The organism is Pseudomonas sp. 10S4, from assembly GCF_034344865.1.
In the GTDB taxonomy this organism is placed as follows: domain Bacteria; phylum Pseudomonadota; class Gammaproteobacteria; order Pseudomonadales; family Pseudomonadaceae; genus Aquipseudomonas.
In genome coordinates this window covers 330237-354977 of sequence record NZ_CP133774.1, presented here as the reverse complement: position 1 = coordinate 354977, position 24741 = coordinate 330237, and the positions used below count along the sequence as shown (strand labels likewise).

The window sequence follows — 24741 nt, the reverse complement described above, 5'->3', positions numbered from 1 at the left end:
TCCGTTACAATGCGCCACCGTGCCGACCCTTGAGTCGGAAAGTTCAGCCGAGGTGCTCCATGGATATCATCGAAACGATTAAAGAGCAGATTGCTAACAACACCATTCTGCTTTACATGAAAGGCTCGCCGAATGCCCCGCAGTGTGGCTTCTCCGCAAAAGCCGCGCAGGCCGTGATGGCATGTGGTGAAAAGTTTGCTTACGTGGACATCCTGCAGAACCCGGAAATCCGCGCCAACCTGCCAAAGTACGCGAACTGGCCAACCTTCCCGCAACTGTGGGTCGGTGGTGAGCTGGTCGGCGGTAGCGACATCATGACCGAGATGGCTGCAGACGGTTCGCTGCAAACCACCATCAAGGCTGCTGTCGAAGCTGCTGCTGCGACCAAGACCGAAGCCTAAAGCGCAGGCTCCCTTGTAGGAGCTGCCGAAGGCTGCGATCTTTTGATCTTCAAGATGTAAAAAAGCCCCGCCTCTCGAAAGAAGGCGGGGCTTTTTATTGCACTTAAGAAGTTACTGCACTATTGCGGCTGCAATCGCCAAGATCGCAGCCTGCGGCAGCTCCTACTCTTCGCCCATCTGCGATTGCAGATAGTTCTCAAGACCGACTTTATCGATCAGGCCCAGTTGGGTTTCCAGCCAGTCGATATGTTCTTCTTCGGATTCAAGAATATCTTCAAGCAGTTCACGGCTGCCGAAGTCGCCGACGGTTTCGCAATGCGCGATCGCGACCTTGAGATCCGCATGACCGGTGCGCTCGATACGCAGGTCACACTCAAGCATTTCCTTGGTGTGCTCGCCGATGTGCAGCTTGCCCAGGTCCTGGACGTTCGGCAGGCCTTCAAGGAACAGAATTCGCTTGATCAGCTTGTCGGCGTGCTTCATCTCATCGATGGATTCTTTGTACTCGTGCTTGCCAAGCTTGTTCAGGCCCCAATCTTCGTACATGCGCGCATGCAAAAAGTATTGATTGATCGCGACCAGCTCATTGGCAAGGATCTTGTTGAGATGCTGGATGACTGTAATGTCGCCTTTCATGATGGGGTCCTGCCCTTTATTAACTGACTATAAGGCAGAGTTTGAGCCGCGTATTTAAGAGTGTCAAACCTAAGTTATTGAAACTTATATGAAAATTAATCGGAATAAGAATGTTTGTGTTCCGCGTCTAGTACCTAAGCGGTTGATTTTCAGGCATAAAAAAACCGGACATGAGTCCGGTATTTTTGAAATACGGTAATTACGCAGCAGTAAATTCAACAGGAAATGGAATAGCGGCCTGGGCCGTTTGCAGCTTGGTCAGGGTTTCACGCACCACTTCCTTGGCAAGGCAGGCGCATTTACCGCATTGACTGGCTACGCCGGTGGCCTGACGGACTTCCTTGTAGCTGCAGCAACCTTCATAGATTGCATCGCGGATTTGACCGTCGGTGACGCCAGTGCAGAGGCAGACATACATAAAGTGAGAACCGTCGCTGGTTGTGACTCAATTGCGATGGATCTTAATGTTAACGAGAATGATTGTCAAAGTGGTTTCTGAAAGCTTTGCGTTATAAGTGCACATGACTGACGAACGGTTTTCCCGCTGGGCAATCCGCCAGTAAGCGTGGCGAGGGCAAATGAACCCGCCAGTGAAAAACCGTTAAGGACAGCTCAAATGTGCCGTGTATGATGTTCGGTCCTTGCGAAGCAGGTTCGTGTCACAGGGATGTCGCTTGAGGGTGGCAAGCTGACGCGGACCCAGTGCTTCACGTTATTTTGACCAGGAGATATCCAATGAGCGTACTCGTAGGCAAACAAGCCCCTGACTTCACCGTACCGGCCGTACTCGGCAATGGCGAAATCGTAGACAGCTTCACCCTGTCGTCGGCCATCAAAGGCAAATACGGCCTGGTGTTCTTCTACCCACTGGACTTCACCTTCGTTTGCCCGTCCGAGCTGATCGCGCTGGACAACCGCATGGGTGACTTCGCAGAGCGCAACGTGGAAGTGGTCGCGGTGTCGATCGACTCGCACTTCACTCACAATGCATGGCGCAACACCCCGGTGAACAATGGCGGTATCGGCCAGGTTCGCTACACCATGGCTGCCGACATCAAGCAGGAAATCATGAAGGCCTACGACGTTCAGTCCGCTGACGGCGTGGCATTCCGTGGCGCGTTCCTGATCGACGACAAAGGCGTTGTCCGCTCGCAGATCATCAACGACCTGCCGCTGGGCCGTAACATGGAAGAGCTGATCCGTCTGGTTGACGCTCTGCAATTCCACGAAGCGCACGGCGAAGTTTGCCCTGCCAACTGGAAAAAAGGCGACAAAGGCATGACCGCTTCCACCGAAGGTGTTGCGGCTTACCTGACCGAGCACGCTGCGGCGCTGTAAGCCCAAGCGTAAGGCATAAAAAACCGGCCGCCAAGGCCGGTTTTTTTGTGGGCGGGATAAATCCCTTCGACCGTATCAGTCGTTGAAGTCTTCCCAGCCGCCCATTTGTTTCCAGCGATTGACGATGCCGCAGAACAGCTCGGCCGTCTTCTCGGTATCGTAGCGAGCCGAGTGGGCCTCACGACCGTCAAAGTCGATATCGGCAGCCTGACAGGCCTTGGCCAGTACAGTCTGGCCATACGCCAAGCCGGCGAGGGTTGCGGTGTCGAAGCTGGAGAATGGATGAAACGGGTTACGTTTCATGTCCAGGCGCGCGACAGCGGCGTTGAGGAAGCCCAGATCGAAGCTGCTGTTGTGGCCGACCAGAATCGCCCGTTTGCAACCGTTGGCTTTCAGGGCCTTGCGGATGCCCCGGAAGATATCGGTCAGTGCGGTTTCTTCGCTCACGGCCATGCGCAGCGGGTGATCGAGCTTGATCCCGGTGAATTCCAGGGCGGCCGCTTCGATGTTCGCGCCTTCAAACGGCTCTACACGAAAGAAGTAAGTGTGATCGGGATACACAAAGCCTTTTTCGTCCATGGCGATGGTGGTCGCCGCGATTTCCAGCAGGGCGTCGGTGGCCGAGTTGAAACCACCGGTTTCTACGTCGACGACAACCGGCAGGTAACCACGGAATCGGGCCGCCATTGGATGACGAGGACCGCCTCCGCCGCCTTGACCGTCCTGTTCGTCGTCGAAATGGTCTTCACTCACGCGTGTTCCTCCAGCAGGCGCCAGCGCAGTTTTTCACCGGCGCGCAGCGGGATTACGGTCAGCTCGCCAAATGGCAGGCTGGTTGGGGCGGTCCACTCATCGCGGACCAGGGTGATGCGATCTGTATTCACCGGCAGGCCATAGAAGCGCGGGCCGTTGAGGCTGGCGAAGGCTTCGAGCTTGTCCAGCGCGTTGCGCTGTTCGAAGGCTTCGGCATACATCTCGATTGCAGCATAAGCGGTATAGCAACCGGCACAGCCGCAAGCGGCTTCTTTGGCGTGCTGGGCATGCGGCGCCGAGTCGGTGCCGAGGAAGAACTTCTCGCTGCCGCTGGTGGCGGCGTCGAGCAGGGCTTCCTGGTGAGTGTTGCGCTTGAGAATCGGCAGGCAGTAGAAGTGCGGCCGAATCCCGCCCACCAGCATGTGGTTGCGGTTGTAGAGCAGGTGATGAGCGGTGATGGTCGCGCCAACGTTGGCCGAAGCCGCGTTGACGAACTGCACGGCGTCAGCGGTGGTGATGTGTTCGAACACCACTTTGAGTGTCGGGAAACGCTCGACCACACGTCGCATGTGCTCATCGATGAAGATCTTTTCGCGGTCGAACACGTCGACATCGCCACGGGTGACTTCACCGTGAATCAACAAAGGCATCCCGACTTCGGCCATGGCCTCGATCGCCGGGAAAATCTTGTCGATGCTGGTGACGCCAGAATCCGAGTTGGTGGTGGCGCCGGCCGGGTACAGCTTGGCGGCGTGAACGAAACCGCTGGCCTTGGCCTCACGAATTTCTTCGGGCTGGGTGCGGTCGGTCAGGTACAGCACCATCAGCGGTTCGAAACGACTGCCGGCCGGGCGTGCAGCGAGAATCCGCTGGCGATAGCCGTCGGCTTCAGCGGCGTTGCGCACCGGAGGTACCAGGTTGGGCATGATGATGGCGCGACCAAAGGTGCGCGCGACATCCGCAACGGTATTGGACAAAACAGCACCATCGCGAAGATGAATATGCCAGTCGTCGGGACGCAGCAGGGTCAGGCGGTCGGACATGAGGGGATTCCAGGCGGGTCAAACTGAGGGGAATGCTACCGGAAAAGACTCATGCAGGCACTCGCTATCAAGTTTTGCAGCAAGCTTCCGATATCCAATAGGTATGCCGTAAACGTATGTGTCGGTCTTTTTGTTGTAGAAGCCAGTGGAGCCTCCCGTGCGCCAGCGTTATTTAGCCTTGCTCAGTGTGTTTGCCAGCCTTCCCGCGATGGCGCTCACTTTCCAGACCCGTCTGGAGAGCATCGAGTGGACGGTCGAAGGTGACAAGTTCGAATGCCGACTGACCCAGCCGATCACCGATTTCGGTTCCGGTGAGTTCGTGCGTCGTGCCGGCGAGCAGGCGATTTTTCGTCTCAAAGCCTACAACTCAATGATTGGCGGCGGTTCCGCGACTTTGCTGGCGGCCGCCGCGCCGTGGCAACCGGGGCGTGGGGACATCAACCTGGGCTCGGTGAACATTGGCAGCGGCAACGTGCTGTTCAACAGTTCGCAGGTTCAGGCCGGGCGCCTGATCAGTGGTTTGATGGACGGTCGTAGCCCAGTCATTCGGCACGCTTCGGGCGACGGTCGGGTGTCTGAAGTGCGTTTGCTGCCGGTCAAGTTCAGCAAAGCCTTCAATGACTATCAAGGTTGCGTGGCCAAGCTGTTGCCGCAGAATTTCGAGCAGGTGAAGCAATCCGAAGTCGGCTTCTCTGGTGAAGGTGTCGATCTGGATCCGGCAGCCAAGGCCAAGTTGCAGGTCATGCTGGCGTTCATGAAGGCTGACCCGACGGTCAATCACATCGAACTTGACGGTCATTCCGACAACAGCGGTAATCGTCTGACCAACCGTGAACTGTCACGCCGCCGGGCGCTGGCGGTGATGGACTTCTTCAAGGCCAATGGCATTCAGGAGTCGCAGATCACCATGCGTTTCCACGGTGAGCGCTATCCTTTGGCGCCAAACACCAATGCGGCCAACCGGGCCAAGAATCGTCGGGTGGCCGTGCGCCTGGAGCGCGTTGCGCCCATCGACAAACCGGCACCTGCGGCCACCGCTTCCGCAGGCGCTGCGGCGACCTCCTGAACCCGCTGTAATCGTCGCTCGCTCGACATAATCTGTCGCTTCGTCGTCATAAGCTGTCGCGCCACTGTAAATTATTCTGTATGAGCGGTAGACTTCTCGGCTTTCCGTAGAACCCCGTGGAGTGATGGCATGGCGGACGTAAACAAGGTCGTTCTGGCGTATTCCGGCGGCCTGGACACTTCGGTGATCCTCAAGTGGCTGCAGGATACTTATAACTGTGAAGTAGTGACCTTCACCGCTGACCTGGGTCAGGGCGAAGAGGTCGAACCGGCCCGCGCCAAGGCTCAGGCCATGGGCGTAAAAGAAATCTACATCGACGATCTGCGCGAAGAGTTCGTGCGTGATTTCGTGTTCCCGATGTTCCGTGCCAACACCGTTTACGAAGGCGAGTACCTGCTGGGTACCTCCATCGCTCGTCCGTTGATCGCCAAACGCCTGATCGAAATCGCCAACGAAACCGGTGCAGATGCCATTTCCCATGGCGCGACCGGCAAGGGTAACGACCAGGTTCGTTTCGAACTCGGCGCCTACGCCCTCAAGCCAGGTGTGAAAGTAATCGCTCCTTGGCGCGAGTGGGACCTGCTCTCCCGTGAAAAGCTGATGGATTATGCTGAAAAGCACAACATCCCGATCGAGCGCCACGGCAAGAAAAAATCCCCGTACTCGATGGATGCCAACCTGCTGCACATCTCCTATGAAGGCGGCGTGCTGGAAGACACCTGGACCGAGCACGAAGAAGACATGTGGAAATGGACCGTCTCCCCGGAGAACGCTCCTGATAAAGCGCAATACCTGGAACTGACCTACCGCAACGGCGACATCGTCGCACTGGACGGCGTCGAAATGACCCCGGCCACCGTGTTGGCGACCCTGAACCGTATCGGTGGTGAACACGGCATCGGCCGTCTGGACATCGTCGAAAACCGCTACGTGGGCATGAAGTCCCGTGGCTGCTACGAAACCCCAGGCGGCACCATCATGCTGCGTGCTCACCGGGCGATCGAATCGATCACCCTGGACCGCGAAGTGGCTCACCTCAAAGATGAGCTGATGCCTAAATACGCCAGCCTGATCTACACCGGTTACTGGTGGAGCCCTGAGCGTCTGATGCTGCAACAGATGATCGATGCGTCCCAGGCCCACGTGAACGGTGTCGTGCGCCTGAAGCTGTACAAGGGCAACGTGATCGTCACCGGCCGCAAGTCCGATGAATCGTTGTTCGACGCCAACATCGCGACCTTCGAAGAAGATGGCGGCGCCTACAACCAGGCCGACGCGGCGGGCTTCATCAAGCTCAACGCCTTGCGCATGCGTATTGCCGCCAACAAGGGTCGCAAGCTGTTCTGAGACCTTTGTAGCGGTTATTGAGGTTGTGGCCCTGTCGTCGACAGGGCCACGGCTCAAAAAACGGTTGTTCTTCTAGCATTATTTTGTCAGCGCTTATCTCATTTCTATTCAGTCTCTTCTCTTCCTGATCACTCAAACAGGAGCGCATTCTGCCGCTCTTCAAGTTTGATCCAGCACTGTCACATCCTGTGAATTCAAGTTGTAAACGATGTAAAAGGTTTTCCTGGCGCTTTTATTTTTGTGTCTCGAATACCTGAGCGTGCCTTCCTTCAGTCGTTTCTCCGATTGGTTGCAAGCAAGAAACACGATCACTTTAGTGGCGTTTTTACGTGGTTTTCCGGGTTTTGTCCACTAAGGTGGTGAAGTCCACATGGGTATTCATCCCGCGCGTATCGATGATCCTCAGGTCCTCAAGCGGTCCCGACAGATAGATTTTGGCCAACGGATCTTGTGCGTTCCAGAGCCGGCAACGAAACCTTCTCACGCCAGTTGAAAAGCCTGGGGGGGCGCGCCCAGACATCAAAGCCGTACTGGACCTTTTGCATTTTGCAGATGAGGCGTTTGGGCGTAAGTGTTTTTTGTTTTCCGAACGTTCGGCGTTATCAATGACTTTTATGAAGTGCTTGCCTTTATCAAAGTCAGAGGGGGCGTAAAGCGATCGATAATTGAAATTGAGAGTAAGGAAGAAAAGAAAGAGCAAGTAGAGCGGGAAACTGATTAAGAACCAGACATATATTTCTCGTTCGTCGTCATTAAGGAAGGGCAGTGAAACAACCGCCGACGTTTCGGAAGCTGCTGCGAATATAGCGATAATTGTCATGGGGTTCGAAATTTTTCTTTTGAGTTTTTTCATGTTTTTTTCTCATGGAATAACGTCTTTTTCTCTTGTCGATAAAGGGGGGTGAAGATTGTTTGTTTGAGTTCTTGGTAATGATTTTTGGAGATGTTCCTTCTGTGATTATATGGAGTTACTGTAATGCTCGTGTTTGTTGTATGTCGGATCTTCTTGTTTCAAAAATTTTTATTTTCTATGGTTTATTTTATTTTAATGTTAAAAAATATTTGATGGATTGTGTTTTGTATTGAAAATATCGGTTGCCTTTAAGCGTGGGCCTTTGAGCGCTGGGTGTTTGGTTAGTTGCGAGGCTGACGGTTGTGCGAAGCGTTGGTTGTAAGCAGATACAAAAAAGTCGGCAGAAAGCGGCACACTCTTAAATTTGGAGGTTTTAAAACGCCTTATATCCACGGCTTTTTTGTAGGACTTGTCCGTGTTGCTTGTAGGGAATGTCTCTCGGTGTGGATGCCCGGGGGTACGGCATCCCACGGGTGAAACGACTAGGATATTGTGCGGGCTCTAAAAATTCGAACAGCGAAAATTGGACTTGCCCATGAATAAAGTGCTGATCGTGGATGATCACCCTGTCATTCGTCTTGCGGTGCGTTTGCTAATGGAACGTCATGGCTACGAAGTCATCGCAGAAACAGACAATGGTGTGGATGCATTGCAACTTGCTCGCGAACTTATGCCGGACATTGTCATTCTGGATATTGGTATACCGAAACTGGATGGGCTGGAAGTCATCGCGCGTCTGACATCAGTGGCTTCGCCGTTGAAAGTGTTGGTGCTGACTTCCCAGGCACCAGGGCATTTTTCAATGCGCTGCATGCAATCGGGTGCTGCTGGTTATGTTTGCAAGCAACAGGATCTCACTGAATTGCTCAGTGCTATCAAAGCTGTATTGTCGGGTTACAGCTACTTCCCTAATCAAGCCTTGCATACGGTTCGGTCCAGCCTGGGCAATGCCAGTGAGGCCGATATGGTGGATCGATTGTCGGGGCGGGAAATGATGGTGTTGCAGCAACTGGCTCGGGGGAAAACAAACAAGGAGATTGCCGATGGAATGTTTCTCAGCAACAAAACTGTCAGTACTTACAAAACCCGGTTATTGCTAAAGCTCAATGCCCGCTCGCTGGTGGACCTGATCGAGCTGGCCCAGCGCAATGGCCTGGTATGACGGCACATAGTAAAAAGCCTCCGTTTCGGGAGGCTTTCAGGTGTCATAGATCAAAATCGTAATCGGCCAATTGCTTTTGCAGTCGGCGCTCCTCCAGCAGATTGTCGATGGTGCGGCGCTTGCTCAGGTTGGTCTTCGCCACTTCAACCACCGGTTCAGCGTCATCGGCCTCAACGGGGGGAAGTCGTCTTCTACGTCCAATTGCTCTTTGCCAGTACTCATTTTGTTACTCCAGGCTAAGACTGCCTTTGGGGCTCCTTATATCGACATTCTCCCGGCGGGTAAAAAAGATTTTTTCAATCGGTAAATCAATAAATCTAATAGTGCCTCAATCGTCCGAGGTCTTTTGCTTGTATTCGCACAAGTCCTCGATCCGGCAACTGCCGCAGCGGGGCTTGCGGGCCAGGCAGACGTAGCGTCCATGGAGGATCAGCCAATGATGGGAATCGAGCAGAAACTCCTTGGGCACAAATTTCATCAGCTTCTTCTCCACCTCGACCACATTCTTGCCTGGTGCAATCCCGGTACGGTTGCTGACCCGGAAAATATGGGTGTCCACGGCCATGGTCAGTTGACGAAATGCCGTGTTCAGCACCACGTTGGCAGTCTTGCGGCCAACGCCTGGCAACGCTTCCAGCTCCTCACGGGTTTGCGGGACTTCGCCGCCATGGCGCTCTACCAGCAAGCGGCACGTTTCGATCACATTCTTGGCCTTGCTGTTGAACAGGCCGATAGTCTTGATGTACTGCGACAGCCCTTCGACCCCCAAGGCATGGATGGCTGCCGGGGTATTGGCCACCGGATACAATTTTGCCGTGGCCTTGTTGACGCCGACATCGGTGGACTGCGCCGACAGAATCACGGCAATCAGCAGTTCGAACGGTGAGGAGTACGCCAGTTCGGTCTTCGGTTCCGGGTTGTCTTCGTGAAGCCTGCGGAAGATTTCATAACGTTTTGCGGCATTCATGGATGATGCGTTTCCTCGAAAGTGGTCAGTTTGAGGGGCTCGGGCGAGACCAGGCTTGCCTGGCGGCAATCAACAGTCCCAGCAGTATGAATCCGCCGGGGGCCAGCGTAGCCAGGCGCAAGCCTCCATCAGCGGTCAGCACCAAGCCGGGCCAGTCTGTTGCGCCGGTCAGCCAGGACAGATGAGCACCGAGGGTGCCGTTGCCGATGAGCTCGCGCAACAGGCCCAAGCTCACCATCAACGCACTGAATAGGGCGCACAGGCGCACACGGTCGTGCCGCGAGCTCTGGAAGAAGCCATTGTTTTCCAGTACCACGCATTGCAGCGCGATCAACCCGGCATACATCCCCAGGTGTTGCTGCCATTGCAGCGACCAGGATTGTCCGGCGAGTTCAACACAACTGGTCAGCGTCGCCGCGAGCAGGACGCCGGCGCTCAAGCGTGCCGACGGATCGAGTCGGGCGCGCAACGGCCCCATCCCCAGGTCATAAGCAGCAATCACCACCACGAACGTCACGCACAGGCCTAAGGCGGACATCAGGGAGCCGGTGGCACCGATCAGCGGCGCCAGCATCAGCGAGTTCTGTACCGATACCTTATTCATGGGCGTTGCTTCCCACCAGTTGTTGCCGATGTTCATCGAAATAGCGCAACGCATCATGGACAGTGTTGATCACCGCCCTTGAGGTCGTGGTCGCTCCGGCCATTTGATCGAATTGCCCCTGATCCTTCTTCAGCGCCCAGCCATTGTCGGCAGGGTCGGTACGCGACTTGCCGGTAAAGATGTGCAGCCAGGCATTTGGCCAGTCGGCGAGCCGGCCTCCCAAGCCCGGTGTTTCTGCTTGTTTGAGGGTCTTGACCCCCAGTAGCTTGCCGTTGGCGTCGATGGCGATCAGCAACTCGATGGTGCTGGTGTAACCCAAAGTCTGGCTACGTAGCAACACGGCGCTGGGTTGGCCAGCGAGGGTCACCCAATAACCCCCGAGCAGTGTGCTGTTGGTCAGCGGGACGTTTTCGAGGGCCAGCGGTTGTTCCAACGGTTGGTTGTCGTAGCTGCCTGGGGGCAGCATGTCCAGCAACGTGCGGCTGTCGATCAGGCGCTGTTCAGTGGCAATCCGCGCTGCGCTGGTGTGCTGCACAAGATACGTCGCCCCGATCCCCAGTCCGGCCAACAACACCAATGTCACAACGCTGATCGCTCGGTTCATGATGCCGTTCGCTCTTGCCGGGCGGCGACAAATCGCTCCAGCGCCGGCACACAGAGGTTCATCAACAGCACGGCAAATGCCACGCCGTCCGGGTAGCCGCCCCAGGTTCGGATCAAGTAGGTCAGCAGGCCAACCCCCACGCCGAACAGCAGTCGGGCACTGGGGCTTCTGGCGCCGGACACCGGTTCCGTCACGATAAAGAATGCGCCCAGCATGCTCGCGCCAGTCAGTAGATGAAACAGCGGCGAGCCATGGGAGTCGGAGCCCGAACCGTTCCAGCACAACAGACTGATAACGAACAGGCTGGCGAGCATGCCCACCGGCGCATGCCAACTGAACACTCGCCGTTGCAGCAGAAAGGCGCCGCCGGCCAGAAATGCCAGGTTCACCCATTCCACGCCGTAGCCGCCGAAGTGACCGAATGCGGCGTTGCCGGCGAACAGCTCATCCATGGTCAGGCTTTTATTGATGCGCAAGCTGTCCAGCGCCGTGGCCTGGACCCAGGCATCCGGCGTCTGGCTGAAGCTGAAACCGAAGACCTGGGAAAGACCGCCGAGCAGGTCCATGCCATGGGACGACGGCCAGTGCGTCATTGGTTGGGGGAAGGTCACCAGCACCAGCGCAAAACCGAGCATGGCCGGATTGAACGGGTTCTTGCCGACGCCGCCATACAAGTGTTTACCAAACAGCAATGCCGCCGCCGCGGCACTGATAGTCAGCCACCACGTACAATAAGGCGGCAAGGCCAGCGCCAGCAGCGTCGCCGTGACCAGGGCGCTGCCGTCGCTCAACGTTGGCGTGAGGGCACGCTGGCGCAACTTCAGCACCGCAGCCTCTACTGCCAGCGCAGTCACCACCGTCAGAATCAGGTTGATCAGAACGCCCCAGCCATACAGCCAAAACAACATCAGCAGCCCCGGCACGGTGGCCAGCAACACCAGCTTCATGGCCTGCTGAAGGCGTTCGTCCACCGATTCAAGGGGCGACATAAGCCTCCACCAGGCGTTCCGCTTCCTGAAGTCGGGCACGAGCCTTGTCCATCTGCTCGGCGGGAGTGTCGGTGCGTCGTTCCAGTTTGCTGACGTCGGCACGGGCGTAGGCCAATTCGGTTTTCAGCTGTCGAAGCTGGCTGTCGATGGGGCGCTTTTCGACGCGCATCAGGTCAGGCAAAGGTTGATCACTCGCTGCTTCGGCCGTGTGCAGGTTGTGTTCGGCGTCCTTGAGGGCTTGCTCAAGTAGCTCGATTTGTTCAGCCGAGGCATCGCTGGTTTGTGCTTTTTTCAGTTCGGCGCGGCGCATGGCCAGCTGGATTTTCGCCCGTTTCAGCTCCGCGTCCTTCGCTGGCGCAACAGGTGCCGGGGCCGGCGGTGCGGCGCTTTCCAGTTGTGTCAGAGCCTGTTCGGCAGCTTCGAATTGCTGTTGCAGGACGATCAGTTGCGACTGCTGCTCGAAGGTCGGCGGATGCCCGAACGCCTTTAGCGATTTGTTCAATTGCGCCCGACTCATCGCCACGTCGATCTTGGCTTTTTTCAACGCCGCATCAGCCGTTGCCGCTTTCTGCGCGCGGACTCGCTCAAGCGCGGCTTGCACCGGATCGAGCGTTACTTCGCTGGGTTGTGCGACGCGTTGGGCCCGGGCCTGTCGCTCGGCGATTTTCTGTAGCTCCTCACGTTGCAGTCGGGCGTTGCGCTGTTCGAAGCGACGCCGCGCACGATTGCGCTTGGTGGCTCGGGCCTGTTGTTCTTCAAGACTGAACGCCAGGCCACCGACAATCGGCAGCACCGTGGCCAGCGGCAGTGGACGCATTTCGATGCAATCCACCGGGCACGGCGCCACGCACAGGTCGCAACCAGTGCATTCATCGACGATAACGGTGTGCATCAACTTCGCCGCGCCGACAATCGCATCCACCGGGCAGGCCTGTATGCACTTGGTGCAGCCGATGCATTCGGCCTCGCGGATGTAGGCAATCTGCGCCGGTGCCGAGCCGCGACTGATGTCCAGTTCCAGCACCGGCACTTTCAGCAGTTCGGCCAGGGCGGCGATGGTTTCGCTGCCGCCCGGCGGGCACTTGTTGATCGACTCGCCGCTGGCAATGCCTTCGGCGTAGGGCTTGCATCCGGGGTGACCGCACTTGCCGCATTGGGTCTGGGGCAAAAGGGCGTCGATGCGTTGAATCAGACTCATGTTTTGATCAGTCCACTGAATCCGAGAAAGGCCACTGCGATCAGTCCGGCGCCGATCAACTGGATCGGCAAGCCACGAAAGGGCAGGGGAACATCGTTATCGCGTGTGCGCTGGCACAAGTCGCTGAACAGGCTCAGCACCAGCCAGAAACCCAGTCCGGCACCGAGGCTCAGGACGCTGGCGTGAAGCAATCCCTTGTCGTCTTGGGCGTTGAGCAAGGTCAGCCCGAGCACGCCAGCGTTTCCCAGCAGCAGGGGCCAGAGGCCATCGAACGTAAGCTTTGGGAATATTCTGGATAGCAACTTCAGTAACGGCGCGATCAGCAAAACGCTCAGCGGCAGGAACACGAAAAGGCGCAGGGCCGTCAGTTGCAGCGGCACCAGCAGCCAATGGTAAGCCGAGTAGCTCAATACGCCGACGATCAGCATCAGGCAGGTCGTCGAAATACCCAGTGCGTGGACCTTGTCGCGCTCACTGCTCAACAGCGGATCGACGCCCAGCGACCAGTGCAACACGAGGTTGTTGATCAGGGCAGCGCTGATAAGCGTAAGAAGCAGTTCGGTCATGATCGTCCGTATCCACGCGGTGTTGCAGACTGCTGATAACTCCGTAGGAGCTGCCGCAGGCTGCGATCTTTTGATCTTGAAAACAAAGTCAAAAGATCGCAGCCTTCGGCAGCTCCTAGAAGGTGAAGCCAGGCCTGAGAGATATTATGGGCCAGACATGAAAATCCCACAGTCATGCCGGGCACGACTGTGGGATCGGTCTGGCAAGTCGAGCCTTACTTGATGCGCTGACCCGGCTTGGCGCCGCTGTCCGGGCTCAACAGGTAGATTTCTTCACCGCCAGGGCCGGCCGCCATCACCATGCCTTCGGATATCCCGAACTTCATTTTTCGCGGCTTGAGGTTGGCGATCATCATGGTCAGGCGACCTTCGAGCTTGGACGGGTCCGGGTAAGCGCTCTTGATCCCGGAAAGTACGTTGCGTTGTTCATCACCGATGTCCAGGGTCAGGCGCAACAGTTTGTCGGCGCCTTCCACGGCTTCGGCCTTGAGGATCAGTGCAACGCGCAGGTCCACCGCGGCAAACGCATCGAACTCGATTTCCGGCGACAGAGGTTCCTTGACCAGTTCACCGTTGCCGGCCGGTGCAGTTTCGCCGGTATCGGTTGCGCTGGCGGTCAGGTCTTCTTTCGAGGCGTCGGTCATGGCTTGCACTTTTACCGGGTCGATGCGAGTCATCAACGGTTTGAACTCGTTCAGCTGATGATTGCTGAGCAGGGTGGCGTGATCGTTCCAGGTTAACGGCGCGACGTTCAGGAACGCCTCGGCGTCGGCAGCCAGCAGCGGCAGAACCGGTTTGAGGAAGATCACCAGTTGGCGGAACAGGTTAATGCCCAAAGCGCAGATGGCCTGGACTTCGTCGTGCTTGCCTTCCTGTTTGTTCAGCGACCACGGTGCCTTGTCGGCGATCCAGGCGTTGGCGCGGTCGGCCAGGCCCATGATCTCGCGCATGGCGCGGGCGAAGTCGCGGGCTTCGTAGGCGTCGGCGATGCTTGGCGCAGCAGCCAGGAACGCGTCGGTCAGTTCCGGCGCGGCGTTACCCGCCACCAGCACTCCGGCGTTGCCTTTCTGGATGAACCCTGCGCAACGGCTGGCGATGTTGACGACTTTGCCCACCAGGTCGGAGTTGACCTTCTGCACGAAGTCTTCGAGGTTCAGGTCCAGGTCGTCGACGCCACGGCCCAGCTTGGCCGCGTAGTAGTAGCGCAGGTATTCCGGCGACAGATGGTCCAGGTAGGTCCGGGCCTTGACGAAGGTGCCGCGGGATTTGGACATTTTCTGACCGTTTACAGTCAGGTAGCCATGCACATTGATACCGGTCGGTTTACGGAAACCGGCGCCTTCGAGCATCGCTGGCCAGAACAATGCGTGGAAGTTGACGATGTCCTTGCCGATGAAGTGGTACAGCTCGGCCGTGGAATCCTTGGCCCAGAACGCGTCGAAGTCCAGGTCCGGACGACGGGCGCAAAGGTTCTTGAAGCTGGCCATGTAGCCGATCGGCGCGTCCAGCCACACGTAGAAGTACTTGCCCGGCTCGCCCGGAATCTCGAAACCGAAGTACGGTGCGTCGCGGGAGATGTCCCACTGTTGCAGACCGGCATCCAGCCATTCGGCGATTTTGTTGGCGACGGCATCTTGCAGGGTGCCGCTGCGGGTCCAGGCTTGCAGCATTTCCTGGAAGTCCGGCAGTTTGAAGAAGAAGTGCTGGGAATCCTTGAGTACCGGGGTGGCGCCGGAAATCGCCGACTTCGGATCCTTCAGGTCGGTCGGTGCATAGGTTGCACCGCATTTTTCGCAGTTGTCGCCGTACTGGTCTTCAGTGCCGCATTTCGGGCAGGTGCCCTTGATGAAGCGGTCGGCCAGGAACATTTTCTTTTCCGGGTCGAAGTACTGCGTGATCGAGCGCTGGGCAATGTGCCCGGCGTCACGCAGCTTCAGGTAGATCTGGCTCGACAGCTCACGGTTTTCTTCGGAGTGAGTGGAGTGGAAGTTGTCGAAGTCCACCAGGAACTCGGCAAAGTCGGCGCTGTGTTCAGCCTGGACGTTGGCGATCAGTTGTTCCGGGGTGATGCCTTCCTTTTCCGCGCGCAGCATGATGGCCGAGCCGTGAGCGTCGTCGGCGCAGACATAAATGCATTGATTGCCGCGGTGCTTCTGGAAGCGCACCCACATGTCGGTCTGGATATATTCCAGCATGTGGCCAAGATGGATCGAACCATTGGCATAGGGCAGGGCGCTGGTGACGAGGATCTTGCGTGGCTCGGACATGGGGCTCGGCTACTTGATGAAACGGAGGTCGGCCACTATAAAGCGCTGGCGTATATTTTTCACCCCTGTGGCGAGAGGCTCTGCTGCAGCGAGGATGCTTTTGTGGCGAGGGGGCTTGCCCCCGTTCGGCTGCGCAGCAGTCGTAAAACCGGTGAATGCGGTGTATCTGTCAGATTGCGTGCGCTGGTTCCTGGGGCTGCTTCGCTGCCCAACGGGGCAAGCCCCTCACCACAAGAAAGCTTTCCAGCCACAGTAATCTGTTCGCCACAAATGTATGTCCGGCGTAGGATACCCGCCTGATTTTCCAGTCTTGCTATCGGAGTTGCCCATGAGCGCCGTCAATCGCGCAGCGGTGGAAGCCGTCCTTCGCCAATACACCGACCCTTACCTGAACCAGGACCCGGTCAGCGCCGGGTGCGTGCGCAACATCGACATCCAGGGCGATCGCGTCAGCGTCCAGCTCGAGCTCGGTTACGCCGCCGGTCTGTTCAAAAGTGGCTGGGCGCAGTTGCTGCAAATGGCCATTGAAGGGCTGGACGGGGTGACGACCGCTCGCGTCGAGATCACCAGCGTGATCGCCGCGCACAAGGCCCAGGCACAGATCCCGGGCCTGGCCAACGTCAAGAACGTGGTCGCCGTGGCGTCCGGCAAGGGTGGCGTTGGAAAATCCACCACCGCCGCCAACCTGGCTTTGGCGCTGGCCCGTGAAGGCGCCAAGGTCGGGATTCTCGACGCAGACATCTACGGCCCGAGCCAGGGCATCATGTTCGGTATCCCCGAAGGCACCCGACCAAAGGTCAAGGATCAGAAGTGGTTCATTCCGATCGAGTCCCATGGCGTTGAAGTGATGTCCATGGCGTTCCTGACCGACGACAACACGCCGATGGTCTGGCGCGGTCCGATGGTTTCTGGCGCCTTGCTGCAACTGGTGACACAAACCGCGTGGGGCGATCTGGATTATCTGGTCATCGACATGCCGCCAGGCACCGGTGACATCCAACTGACCCTGGCGCAAAAAGTCCCGGTGGCCGGAGCTGTCATTGTCACCACCCCGCAAGACCTGGCACTGCTGGACGCGCGCAAAGGCGTGGAGATGTTCCGCAAGGTCAACATTCCGGTGCTGGGCGTAGTGGAAAACATGGCCGTGCACATCTGCTCCAACTGCGGGCATGCCGAGCATCTGTTCGGTGAGGGCGGCGGTGTGAAACTGGCCAACCAGTACGGCGTCGAAGTGCTGGCCTCGTTGCCGCTGGCGATGACCATCCGCGAACAGGCCGACGGCGGCAAGCCAACGGTGATCGCCGAGCCGGACAGTCCGATTGCGATGGTGTACCAGGAACTGGCCCGCCATGTCGGCGCGCGGATTGTATTGCAGGAAGCGGCAACACCGGCGATGCCGAACATCACCGTCAGCGACGATTGATCTCTTCAGCTAACGCTTAACCCTGTGGGAGCGAGCTTGCTCGCGATGAGGCCATAATATTCACCATTGATGGTGGCTGTTATACCGCTATCGCGAGCAAGCTCGCTCCCACATTGGTTTTAGGTAGGACTTAAATCCGCAACCCGCCATCCATCTCCAGAATCCGACCGGTGTAGTAGTCGTTTTCGAAAATGTACGCCGCCGAATGGGCGATTTCTTCAGGCTTGCCCATGCGTTTGAGCGGAATCCCGGCAGTCATCTTCTCCAGAGCCTCAGGCTTCATGCCCAACGTCATCTCGGTTTCAATGAAGCCCGGCGCAATGCCCGCCACGCGAATGCCGTAGCGCGCCAGTTCCTTGGCCCAGGTCACTGTGGCTGCGGCCACGCCAGCCTTGGCAGCGGAGTAGTTGGTCTGGCCAACGTTGCCAGCACGGGAAATCGACGAGATATTGATGATCGCGCCGCTGTTTTTCAGCTCGACCATTTTGGCCGCGACTTCACGGGTGCACAGGAACACGCCGGTCAGGTTGACGTCGATCACGGCCTGCCATTGGGCCAGGCTCATCTTGGTCATTTCGCCGTCCTTGACCTTCAGCAACAGGCCATCGCGCAAGATCCCGGCGTTGTTGATCAGGCCATGGATCGCACCGAAGTCTTCGGCCACCTGAGCGACCATGTGCGTCACTTGCTCTTCATTGGCGACGTTGCACAGGTAGGCGCGGGCCTCGACGCCCTTGGCTTTACAAGCGGCAACGGTGTCGTCGAGCTTTTCCTGGTTCAGATCGACCAGCGCCAGCTTCGCGCCCTTGCCGGCTAAATACTCGGCCATCGAACGGCCTAAACCCTGGCAACCGCCAGTGATAATGATTACTTTGTCAGTGAGTTGCATTCGCATGCCCCAATTGCAGGTCAGAGAGTGGTTCCTTCTAGAGGGCCTCTCGATCTGCACCTGATGTGGCCTGGTTGCACATGAGAACTGCCCCGATGGCGTACTGGAACTTATCCCCAGGCGCCTGTCCGTTTTTTCGACGGATTCTATATAAGGAGTCATAAATTGAGCGTTGAAGCGGCGAAGAATGCCCGAGAATTGCTTCTCAAGGAATACCGCGGAGTGCTTTCGACACACTCCAAGGCCATGCCCGGTTTCCCGTTTGGCTCGGTGGTCCCGTACTGCCTGGACGAGCAGGGCCGGCCGCTGATCCTGATCAGCCGCATCGCCCAGCACACTCACAACCTGCAAAAAGATCCGAAATGCTCACTGTTCGTCGGCGAGCGCGGGGCTGAAGATGCTCAAGCCGTTGGTCGCCTGACGTACCTTGCCGAAGCAGAAAAACTCGAGGACGAGGCGGCCATCGAAGCGGCAGCCGAGCGGTACTACCGCTATTTCCCGGATTCGCAGAGTTACCACAAGGCCCACGATTTCGATTTCTGGGTGCTTAAACCGGTGCGTCACCGCTACATCGGCGGTTTCGGCGCGATTCATTGGGTCGATCAGTTGACCTTGGCCAACCCGTTCGCCGGCAAGGCTGAAGTGAGCATGGTCGAGCACATGAATGCCGACCACACCAAAGCCATCGCACACTATGTCGAACTCGCCGGTTTGCCGACGACAACCCCGGCGCAACTGGCCGGCATCGACACCGAAGGCATGCACCTGCGCATCGGTCAGGGGCTCTACTGGCTACCGTTTCAAGCGCCTTGTAATACGCCGACACAAGTGCGCGAAGCCTTGGTTTTCCTGGCTCACGCCGAGCATTGGCCAAAAAATGAAGTGGCCGACGCTTGAATTCACGAATCGGCGACGTCATCTAGGGAACACTGGCAAGGCATTCTTGCGTTGAGGAACCATTTGATGCGCCCTTTTTTATTGCTCTTTGTACTGTTTCCGGTGTTGGAGCTGTTCGTATTCGTCAAGGTCAGCGGTGCGATCGGGTTTTTCCCGGCTCTGCTGCTGGTCATTCTCGGCTCGATGCTCGGCGTGTTCGTGCTGCGTATCGCCGGTCTGGCTACTGCACTGCGTGCCCGTGAAAGCCTGAACCGCGGCGAACTGCCGGCCCAGACCATGCTTGAAGGCTTGATGCTGGCCCTGGCTGGCGGCTTGTTGATCCTGCCGGGTTTCGTCACTGACGTACTGGGCCTGATCATGTTGCTGCCGCTGTCTCGCCGTTTGGTGGCGAACAAGATGCGTCAGCGCGCCGAAGAACAGGCGATCCGTCAGCGTGCATTCGCCGATGACCTGCAACCGCGGGGCGGTCCTGCTCCGCGTCAACCGCTGGGCCGTGAGCCCAACGTGATCGAAGGCGAGTTCGAACACCGCGATCCCAAGTAAAGCGTTTGAGCCACACGGCACCTTCGGGTGCCGTGTTCATTTGCGGGCAACAACGTGAAAAAATTGCTGGCTCGCCCTTGTAATAAGCTTATGCGCCCTTATGTAACGGTCACCGCAAGGTTTCTGGCGATCAAGCCAGACAGACTTCCGCGGTTCGCTCGACGAACCGCACCCGGCACCGCCGGATTTGTTAAACCCGCCGGGAATACACCGGCCGATGAAAACCACAATTAGGAGAGATCGACAATGAAGCTTCGTCCTCTGCATGACCGCGTCGTTATCCGTCGCAGCGAAGAAGAAAAGAAAACCGCTGGCGGTATCGTCCTGCCAGGTTCGGCTGCTGAAAAAGCCAACAGCGGCGAGATCCTCGCTGTCGGTACCGGCCGTGTGCTGGAAAACGGTGAAGTGCGTGCACTGGCCGTAAAAGTGGGTGACAAGGTTGTGTTCGGCCCGTACTCCGGCAGCAACACTGTGAAAGTTGACGGCGAAGATCTGCTGGTAATGGCTGAGAACGAGATTCTCGCTGTTATCGAAGGCTGATTTCCCGTTCATTTTCCCGCTACTACAAAGTATTTAAGGAATATCGATCATGGCTGCTAAAGAAGTTAAATTCGGCGACTCCGCCCGCAAGAAAATGCTCGCCGGTGTAAACGTCCTGGCTGACGCAGTAAAAGCGACCCTGGGCCCTAAAGGCCGTAACGTGATCATCGAGAAGAGCTTCGGCGCTCCGACCATCACCAAGGACGGCGTTTCCGTAGCCAAAGAAATCGAACTGAAAGACCGTTTCGAAAACATGGGCGCGCAGCTGGTTAAAGACGTTGCTTCCCGTGCCAACGATGACGCAGGCGACGGCACCACCACCGCTACCGTTCTGGCTCAATCGATCGTCAACGAAGGCCTGAAAGCCGTCGCTGCCGGCATGAACCCGATGGACCTGAAACGCGGCATCGACAAAGCGACCATCGCTATTGTCAAAGAGCTGAAAGCCCTGTCCAAGCCTTGCGCTGACACCAAGGCAATCGCTCAGGTCGGCACCATCTCGGCCAACTCCGACAACTCCATCGGCGACATCATTGCCGAAGCCATGGAAAAAGTCGGTAAAGAAGGCGTGATCACCGTTGAAGAAGGCTCGGGCCTGGAAAACGAACTGTCAGTTGTTGAAGGCATGCAGTTCGACCGTGGCTACCTGTCCCCGTACTTCGTCAACAAGCCAGAGACCATGACCGCCGAGCTCGACGGTCCGCTGATCCTGCTGGTCGACAAAAAAATCTCCAACATCCGCGAAATGTTGCCAGTACTGGAAGCCGTTGCAAAAGCCGGCCGTCCACTGCTGATCGTGGCTGAAGACGTTGAAGGCGAAGCCTTGGCGACTCTGGTTGTGAACAAGATCCGCGGCATCTTCAAGTCGGTCAGCCGTCAAGGCTCCCGGCTTCGGCGACCGTCGCAAGGCCCATGCTGCAGGACATCGCCGTCCTGACCGGCGGTACCGTTATCTCCGAAGAGATCGGTCTGAGCCTGGAAAGCACTACCCTGGAACACCTGGGTAATGCCAAGCGCGTGATCCTGTCCAAAGAAAACACCACCGTGATCGACGGCGCCGGCGTTGAAGCTGATATCCAGGCTCGCGTTCTGCAAATCCGTCAGCAAGTGGCTGACACTTCGTCCGACTACGACCGTGAAAAACTGCAAGAGCGTCTGGCCAAGCTGTCCGGCGGCGTTGCAGTGATCAAGGTTGGCGCTGGTTCCGAAGTTGAAATGAAAGAGAAGAAAGCCCGCGTTGAAGACGCCCTGCACGCTACTCGTGCAGCCGTTGAAGAAGGCGTGGTACCTGGCGGTGGCGTGGCACTGGTTCGCGCTCTGCAGGCTATCTCCGAACTGAAAGGCGACAACGCCGATCAAGACGTTGGTATCCAGTTGCTGCGTCGCGCTGTTGAAGCGCCACTGCGTCAGATCGTTGCCAACTCCGGCGACGAGCCAAGCGTAGTAGTCGACAAGGTCAAGCAGGGTTCGGGTAACTACGGTTACAACGCTGCTACCGGCGAATACGGCGACATGATCGAAATGGGCATCCTTGACCCGGCTAAAGTGACTCGTTCGGCTCTTCAGGCAGCGGCTTCCATCGCCAGCCTGATGATCACCACCGAAGCCATGATCGCTGAGATCAAAGATGAAGGCTCGGCTGGCGGCGGTATGCCAGACATGGGCGGTATGGGTGGCATGGGCGGCATGATGTAAGCCAGCCTTACCCCTATAAAAAAACCCCGCCTGCGAAAGCAGGCGGGGTTTTTTATTGCCCTCAATTTACGCTGATCTTGAAACTGCACTGGACCCTGTGGGAGCGGGCTTGCTCGCGAAAGCGGTGTGTCGGGCAACATTGATGTTGACTGACACTCCCTCTTCGCGAGCAAGCCCGCTCTCACATTTGGATCTGTGTTTCAGGCGCGGGCAGGTTTTGCCTTGTCAGCCCGATCAACCTTGCCCGCCGGTCGATACAACACGTAGTAATACGACCCCAGGCAAATCAGCCAACAGAACACCGCCGTCCACACGTTGTGGGAGAAGAAGTGCGCGCCCTGCATCATCCGGCCGATGGAAAACACCGAGCCGAGGGCAAAAGCGAAGACAAACGCGATGCGGGCCAGGCGCGGACGCCGGTCGCGCAACACGAAGAACAGTGCAAACAGCGTGAAACCGGTGGCCGCGTGACCGCCTGGCCAGCAACGGCCGGGTTTATCGGTGTGCGGGCGCGGGCTGAGCAGCTCGCTGTAGGTTTCATGACCGCCGAACTGTTCCAGGCTCCAGGGGCATTGCACCGACGTCACCACTTTGACCGGCGTGACAAAGGAAGTGGCCAGCGCGAGAGACAACACCAGGCAGCCCAATTCCCGTTTGAACGGCTTGAGTTTTTCAACAAAAAACGAGCAGATAAACGCGATCACGGCAAACACCGAGAACGCAATGACCACGTCCTTGGCCTTGTTGTGCAGGATGTTTTCGAGGAAGTAACTGTGCCGGCCAATGAAGTCACCGGCCACCGGGTCATAAAAGAGGTTGGCCAGGTTCATGTCCAGCGATGTCAGTTCGAGTAGCACCAGAATGATTGCGGCAATGACGGGAACCCCAAGGCACACCCAGAAGTTGAGTGGCCGGGAGACGGGGCGAGCAGCGGTTGATGACATGGTGGATCCTGAACATGAGAAAAAGCCCCGGGGCATCAGCCCGGGGCTATTCGATTAACGTTCGCTGACTTGGTGGTCGCCCTCCTTGGGCGCTTTCCAGCCAAGTAGCTGTTGCTTGAAGCCATAACTGGCGGTTTGGTAATAGGTGATGGCGCGAGTGATCAACGGGTCGCTGGCTTCGGCCTTCGATTCGCGGCTCTCGGTCAGCGCGTCGTCGTGACGGCGCAGCCCTTGGCGCGGACTCAGGATCGCCAGATCCTTGCCGTCGAACAACCCCAGGTGCTGATAGTTACCGACCACTACCCGCGGTGGCAGCGGGTTGTCCTGCAACAGGTTGCGGCCGAAGAACGTCGATTGGTAGTCCATGTTCAGCAAGCCCAGCAGGGTCGGCGCCAGATCGATCTGGCTGGCCAACTGCGCGGTTTCCCGGGCGTCGATCAGCTTCGGTGCGTAGATGAACAACGGAATCTGATAGTTGCTGATCGGCAAGTCTTCCTTGCCGGCGCTGCCTGCGGTGTGGTCGGCGACGAACACGAAAATCGTATTGTCGAACCACGGCTTTTTACGCGCCTGCTCAAGGAACTGGCCGATGGCGTAGTCGGTGTACTTCACCGCACCGTCGCGACCGTTGCCGGACTTGATGTCGATCCGGTTTTCCGGATAGGTGTAAGGACGATGGTTGGAGGTGGTCATCAGTTGCAGCAGAAACGGCTGCTGTTTGGCATAGTCGGCGTCGGCCAGTTTCAGGGTCTGGTTGTACAGGTCTTCGTCAGCCATGCCCCAGGCGTTCTTGAAGTGAATCTCTGATTCATCGACGCTGCTTTGATCGACAACTCGATAACCATTGCCGCTGAAGAACGCGTTCATATTGTCAAAGTAGCCGCGCCCGCCATAGACGAACACGCTGTCGTAACCCACTGCATTGAGCTGTTGGCCAAGGCTGGCGAAACCGCTTTCACGGCCCACGCGTTTGACGATCGAGCGGCCCGGCGTCGGCGGGATAGCCAGGGTGATGGCTTCCAGGCCGCGGTCGGTACGGGTGCCGGTGGCGTAGAAGTTGTTGAAGTACAGGCTCTGTTTACGCAAGGCATCCAGGTTTGGTGTCAGGTTGCGCTCGTCGCCATTGCTGCCCATGTACTTGGCGCTGAAGCTCTCGATGGTCACCAACACGATGTTGGGCTTGCGCGGGGTGCCCGGGTTGTCGATGTTGCGGCGGATGTCTTGCGGGTCCTGGCCGACGAACTGTGCGTTCGGCTCGCTCAGTTCGGCGCGAATCTGCTTGGCCACGACGTCGGGTGGCAGGCTTTTATAGAACTGCGGGTAATCCAGTTCGTTGTTCCGGAACGCGGCGAAGAACTGATACGGGCCATTGCTCGCCAGTTCGTTCTGATAGGCATTGCCACCCTGGGCACGCGGGGCGTCCTGGCTGAGCAGTTGCATACTCAGGCCTGCCACGATCAACAGGGCCAAGGCATTGAACAGGCGCCGGCGCAGCGGCGGCAGCGGCGCGTCCAGTGCGGCATTGAAAGCCTTGCGCAACACGAAGCTCAGGACCAGGGCCAGCACGGCGAGCATGCTCAGCAGCGTACCAATCGGGTACGACTCCAGCAGGTTGTTCAAGACTTCGTCGGAATACACCAGGTAATCGACGGCGATGAAATTGAAGCGCACACCAAACTCGTCCCAGAACAACCATTCGGCGACGGAGGTGAACAGCATGGCAAACAGACTGACAGTCAGCAGCCCTTGCAGAAACCAGCGATGGCCACGGCGGCGCCACAAGGCGGGCGGGCAGAGCAGCAGGTAGAGGCCCATTGGTAAGGCCGCATAGGCAATGAAGCCGAGGTCGTAAAGAAACCCGATACCGAAAACCGAGAGAAAACCGCTACCGGCCTCATCCAGATGAGTGAGCAACAGAACCGTGCGGGTCAGAAAGAAAATAACCAGCCATGCGCCGGTGACGAGCAACAGAAAGCGCATTGGCGCCGTCTTGAAAAAATCCATTGTTTTTATTCC

The 24741-nt window shown here is 57.5% G+C and carries 23 protein-coding genes and 3 pseudogenes; 10 read left to right on the top strand and 16 right to left on the bottom strand.

What is annotated here, in order from left to right; translation table 11 throughout:
- Window positions 1-59 precede the first annotated feature (59 nt).
- A complete protein-coding gene (grxD, locus tag RHM58_RS01700; protein ID WP_122840070.1) occupies window positions 60-401 on the top strand; it encodes a Grx4 family monothiol glutaredoxin in 342 nt (113 codons plus the stop codon).
- Window positions 402-563: 162 nt separating this feature from the next.
- On the opposite strand, the gene bfr is transcribed toward grxD, so the two are convergent.
- On the bottom strand, window positions 564-1037 hold the full coding sequence (gene bfr / locus RHM58_RS01695) for a bacterioferritin (RefSeq protein WP_149657986.1): 474 nt from the start codon (window positions 1035-1037) through the stop codon (window positions 564-566).
- A gap of 199 nt (window positions 1038-1236) precedes the next feature.
- Window positions 1237-1455, bottom strand: a complete 219-nt coding sequence (locus RHM58_RS01690; RefSeq protein ID WP_008057530.1) for a bacterioferritin-associated ferredoxin — start codon at window positions 1453-1455, stop codon at window positions 1237-1239.
- A 317-nt stretch (window positions 1456-1772) separates the two neighbouring features.
- On the opposite strand from RHM58_RS01690, the gene RHM58_RS01685 reads away from it, so the two are divergent.
- Window positions 1773-2375, top strand: coding sequence for a peroxiredoxin (locus RHM58_RS01685; protein WP_038981872.1), 603 nt, complete (start codon window positions 1773-1775; stop codon window positions 2373-2375).
- A 75-nt stretch (window positions 2376-2450) separates the two neighbouring features.
- Here RHM58_RS01685 and rnt read toward each other — a convergent pair whose 3' ends face one another.
- Window positions 2451-3128, bottom strand: a complete 678-nt coding sequence (gene rnt, locus RHM58_RS01680) for a ribonuclease T (protein WP_054045196.1) — start codon at window positions 3126-3128, stop codon at window positions 2451-2453.
- On the bottom strand, window positions 3125-4171 hold the full coding sequence (pyrC, locus tag RHM58_RS01675) for a dihydroorotase (RefSeq protein WP_201206325.1): 1047 nt from the start codon (window positions 4169-4171) through the stop codon (window positions 3125-3127). The genes rnt and pyrC overlap by 4 nt, the downstream gene beginning before the upstream one ends.
- A gap of 157 nt (window positions 4172-4328) precedes the next feature.
- Between pyrC and RHM58_RS01670 the strand changes: the two genes are divergently transcribed.
- Both RHM58_RS01670 and RHM58_RS01665 read left to right on the top strand, forming a co-directional pair.
- Entirely contained in the window at window positions 4329-5237 is a 909-nt protein-coding gene (locus tag RHM58_RS01670) for a flagellar protein MotY (protein ID WP_201206323.1), read from the top strand.
- Window positions 5238-5366: 129 nt separating this feature from the next.
- Window positions 5367-6584, top strand: coding sequence for an argininosuccinate synthase (locus RHM58_RS01665; protein WP_088422930.1), 1218 nt, complete (start codon window positions 5367-5369; stop codon window positions 6582-6584).
- 159 nt (window positions 6585-6743) lie between these two features.
- On the opposite strand, the pseudogene RHM58_RS01660 reads toward RHM58_RS01665, so the two are convergent.
- Window positions 6744-7437, bottom strand: a pseudogene (locus RHM58_RS01660) (hypothetical protein).
- Window positions 7438-7972: 535 nt separating this feature from the next.
- On the opposite strand from RHM58_RS01660, the gene RHM58_RS01655 reads away from it, so the two are divergent.
- Window positions 7973-8599, top strand: coding sequence for a response regulator transcription factor (locus RHM58_RS01655; RefSeq protein WP_201206322.1), 627 nt, complete (start codon window positions 7973-7975; stop codon window positions 8597-8599).
- Window positions 8600-8642: 43 nt separating this feature from the next.
- On the opposite strand, the pseudogene RHM58_RS01650 reads toward RHM58_RS01655, so the two are convergent.
- The 8 genes and pseudogenes from RHM58_RS01650 to metG form a co-directional block, all read right to left on the bottom strand.
- Window positions 8643-8821 (bottom strand): annotated as a pseudogene (locus RHM58_RS01650) (PA3496 family putative envelope integrity protein).
- A gap of 106 nt (window positions 8822-8927) precedes the next feature.
- On the bottom strand, window positions 8928-9566 hold the full coding sequence (nth, locus tag RHM58_RS01645) for an endonuclease III (RefSeq protein WP_201206320.1): 639 nt from the start codon (window positions 9564-9566) through the stop codon (window positions 8928-8930).
- A 25-nt stretch (window positions 9567-9591) separates the two neighbouring features.
- Window positions 9592-10170 carry an Rnf-Nqr domain containing protein gene (locus RHM58_RS01640; RefSeq protein ID WP_201256705.1) on the bottom strand — a complete coding sequence of 193 codons (579 nt, stop codon included), beginning with the start codon at window positions 10168-10170 and terminating at the stop codon, window positions 9592-9594.
- A complete protein-coding gene (locus RHM58_RS01635; protein WP_201256706.1) occupies window positions 10163-10774 on the bottom strand; it encodes an RnfABCDGE type electron transport complex subunit G in 612 nt (203 codons plus the stop codon). Before RHM58_RS01635 ends, RHM58_RS01640 begins: the two co-directional genes overlap by 8 nt.
- Window positions 10771-11763 carry an RnfABCDGE type electron transport complex subunit D gene (locus tag RHM58_RS01630; RefSeq protein WP_322269506.1) on the bottom strand — a complete coding sequence of 331 codons (993 nt, stop codon included), beginning with the start codon at window positions 11761-11763 and terminating at the stop codon, window positions 10771-10773. The genes RHM58_RS01635 and RHM58_RS01630 overlap by 4 nt, the downstream gene beginning before the upstream one ends.
- Entirely contained in the window at window positions 11750-12961 is a 1212-nt protein-coding gene (gene rsxB, locus RHM58_RS01625) for an electron transport complex subunit RsxB (protein WP_201206312.1), read from the bottom strand. The genes RHM58_RS01630 and rsxB overlap by 14 nt, the downstream gene beginning before the upstream one ends.
- Window positions 12958-13527 carry an electron transport complex protein RnfA gene (locus RHM58_RS01620; protein ID WP_201206310.1) on the bottom strand — a complete coding sequence of 190 codons (570 nt, stop codon included), beginning with the start codon at window positions 13525-13527 and terminating at the stop codon, window positions 12958-12960. The genes rsxB and RHM58_RS01620 overlap by 4 nt, the downstream gene beginning before the upstream one ends.
- A 215-nt stretch (window positions 13528-13742) precedes the next feature.
- Window positions 13743-15794 carry a methionine--tRNA ligase gene (metG, locus tag RHM58_RS01615; RefSeq protein ID WP_201256708.1) on the bottom strand — a complete coding sequence of 684 codons (2052 nt, stop codon included), beginning with the start codon at window positions 15792-15794 and terminating at the stop codon, window positions 13743-13745.
- Window positions 15795-16122: 328 nt separating this feature from the next.
- Between metG and apbC the strand changes: the two genes are divergently transcribed.
- Window positions 16123-17217 (top strand): iron-sulfur cluster carrier protein ApbC, encoded by a 1095-nt coding sequence (gene apbC, locus RHM58_RS01610; RefSeq protein ID WP_201206306.1) that lies wholly within the window; start codon window positions 16123-16125, stop codon window positions 17215-17217.
- A gap of 130 nt (window positions 17218-17347) precedes the next feature.
- On the opposite strand, the gene RHM58_RS01605 is transcribed toward apbC, so the two are convergent.
- A complete protein-coding gene (locus RHM58_RS01605; protein WP_201206304.1) occupies window positions 17348-18106 on the bottom strand; it encodes an SDR family oxidoreductase in 759 nt (252 codons plus the stop codon).
- Window positions 18107-18271: 165 nt separating this feature from the next.
- Between RHM58_RS01605 and RHM58_RS01600 the strand changes: the two genes are divergently transcribed.
- From RHM58_RS01600 to groL, 4 genes and pseudogenes are all read left to right on the top strand, one after another.
- On the top strand, window positions 18272-19003 hold the full coding sequence (locus RHM58_RS01600) for a HugZ family protein (RefSeq protein WP_201206302.1): 732 nt from the start codon (window positions 18272-18274) through the stop codon (window positions 19001-19003).
- A gap of 66 nt (window positions 19004-19069) precedes the next feature.
- Window positions 19070-19546, top strand: coding sequence for an FxsA family protein (locus tag RHM58_RS01595; protein WP_201206300.1), 477 nt, complete (start codon window positions 19070-19072; stop codon window positions 19544-19546).
- A gap of 246 nt (window positions 19547-19792) precedes the next feature.
- Window positions 19793-20086, top strand: coding sequence for a co-chaperone GroES (locus RHM58_RS01590; RefSeq protein WP_054045166.1), 294 nt, complete (start codon window positions 19793-19795; stop codon window positions 20084-20086).
- A 49-nt stretch (window positions 20087-20135) separates the two neighbouring features.
- Window positions 20136-21781 (top strand): annotated as a pseudogene (gene groL, locus RHM58_RS01585) (chaperonin GroEL).
- A 200-nt stretch (window positions 21782-21981) separates the two neighbouring features.
- Here the strand turns inward: groL and RHM58_RS01580 are convergent.
- Together RHM58_RS01580 and RHM58_RS01575 are read right to left on the bottom strand one after the other, a co-directional pair.
- On the bottom strand, window positions 21982-22725 hold the full coding sequence (locus RHM58_RS01580; RefSeq protein WP_201256709.1) for a phosphatase PAP2 family protein: 744 nt from the start codon (window positions 22723-22725) through the stop codon (window positions 21982-21984).
- 54 nt (window positions 22726-22779) lie between these two features.
- A complete protein-coding gene (locus RHM58_RS01575; RefSeq protein WP_201206296.1) occupies window positions 22780-24729 on the bottom strand; it encodes an LTA synthase family protein in 1950 nt (649 codons plus the stop codon).
- Window positions 24730-24741 lie beyond the last annotated feature (12 nt).

Bases quoted from the DNA above. Each gene is read 5' to 3' on its own strand.
- RHM58_RS01635 (WP_201256706.1), bottom strand. From the start codon at position 10,774: ATGAACCGAGCGATCAGCGTTGTGACATTGGTGTTGTTGGCCGGACTG.
- RHM58_RS01575 (WP_201206296.1), bottom strand. From the start codon at position 24,729: ATGGATTTTTTCAAGACGGCGCCAATGCGCTTTCTGTTGCTCGTCACC.
- RHM58_RS01595 (WP_201206300.1), top strand. From the start codon at position 19,070: ATGCGCCCTTTTTTATTGCTCTTTGTACTGTTTCCGGTGTTGGAGCTG.
- nth (WP_201206320.1), bottom strand. From the start codon at position 9,566: ATGAATGCCGCAAAACGTTATGAAATCTTCCGCAGGCTTCACGAAGAC.
- RHM58_RS01590 (WP_054045166.1), top strand. From the start codon at position 19,793: ATGAAGCTTCGTCCTCTGCATGACCGCGTCGTTATCCGTCGCAGCGAA.
- bfr (WP_149657986.1), bottom strand. From the start codon at position 1,037: ATGAAAGGCGACATTACAGTCATCCAGCATCTCAACAAGATCCTTGCC.
- pyrC (WP_201206325.1), bottom strand. From the start codon at position 4,171: ATGTCCGACCGCCTGACCCTGCTGCGTCCCGACGACTGGCATATTCAT.
- metG (WP_201256708.1), bottom strand. From the start codon at position 15,794: ATGTCCGAGCCACGCAAGATCCTCGTCACCAGCGCCCTGCCCTATGCC.
- RHM58_RS01655 (WP_201206322.1), top strand. From the start codon at position 7,973: ATGAATAAAGTGCTGATCGTGGATGATCACCCTGTCATTCGTCTTGCG.
- RHM58_RS01685 (WP_038981872.1), top strand. From the start codon at position 1,773: ATGAGCGTACTCGTAGGCAAACAAGCCCCTGACTTCACCGTACCGGCC.
- RHM58_RS01630 (WP_322269506.1), bottom strand. From the start codon at position 11,763: ATGTCGCCCCTTGAATCGGTGGACGAACGCCTTCAGCAGGCCATGAAG.
- RHM58_RS01665 (WP_088422930.1), top strand. From the start codon at position 5,367: ATGGCGGACGTAAACAAGGTCGTTCTGGCGTATTCCGGCGGCCTGGAC.
- grxD (WP_122840070.1), top strand. From the start codon at position 60: ATGGATATCATCGAAACGATTAAAGAGCAGATTGCTAACAACACCATT.
- RHM58_RS01640 (WP_201256705.1), bottom strand. From the start codon at position 10,170: ATGAATAAGGTATCGGTACAGAACTCGCTGATGCTGGCGCCGCTGATC.
- rsxB (WP_201206312.1), bottom strand. From the start codon at position 12,961: ATGAGTCTGATTCAACGCATCGACGCCCTTTTGCCCCAGACCCAATGC.
- RHM58_RS01620 (WP_201206310.1), bottom strand. From the start codon at position 13,527: ATGACCGAACTGCTTCTTACGCTTATCAGCGCTGCCCTGATCAACAAC.
- apbC (WP_201206306.1), top strand. From the start codon at position 16,123: ATGAGCGCCGTCAATCGCGCAGCGGTGGAAGCCGTCCTTCGCCAATAC.
- RHM58_RS01605 (WP_201206304.1), bottom strand. From the start codon at position 18,106: ATGCAACTCACTGACAAAGTAATCATTATCACTGGCGGTTGCCAGGGT.
- RHM58_RS01690 (WP_008057530.1), bottom strand. From the start codon at position 1,455: ATGTATGTCTGCCTCTGCACTGGCGTCACCGACGGTCAAATCCGCGAT.
- RHM58_RS01580 (WP_201256709.1), bottom strand. From the start codon at position 22,725: ATGTCATCAACCGCTGCTCGCCCCGTCTCCCGGCCACTCAACTTCTGG.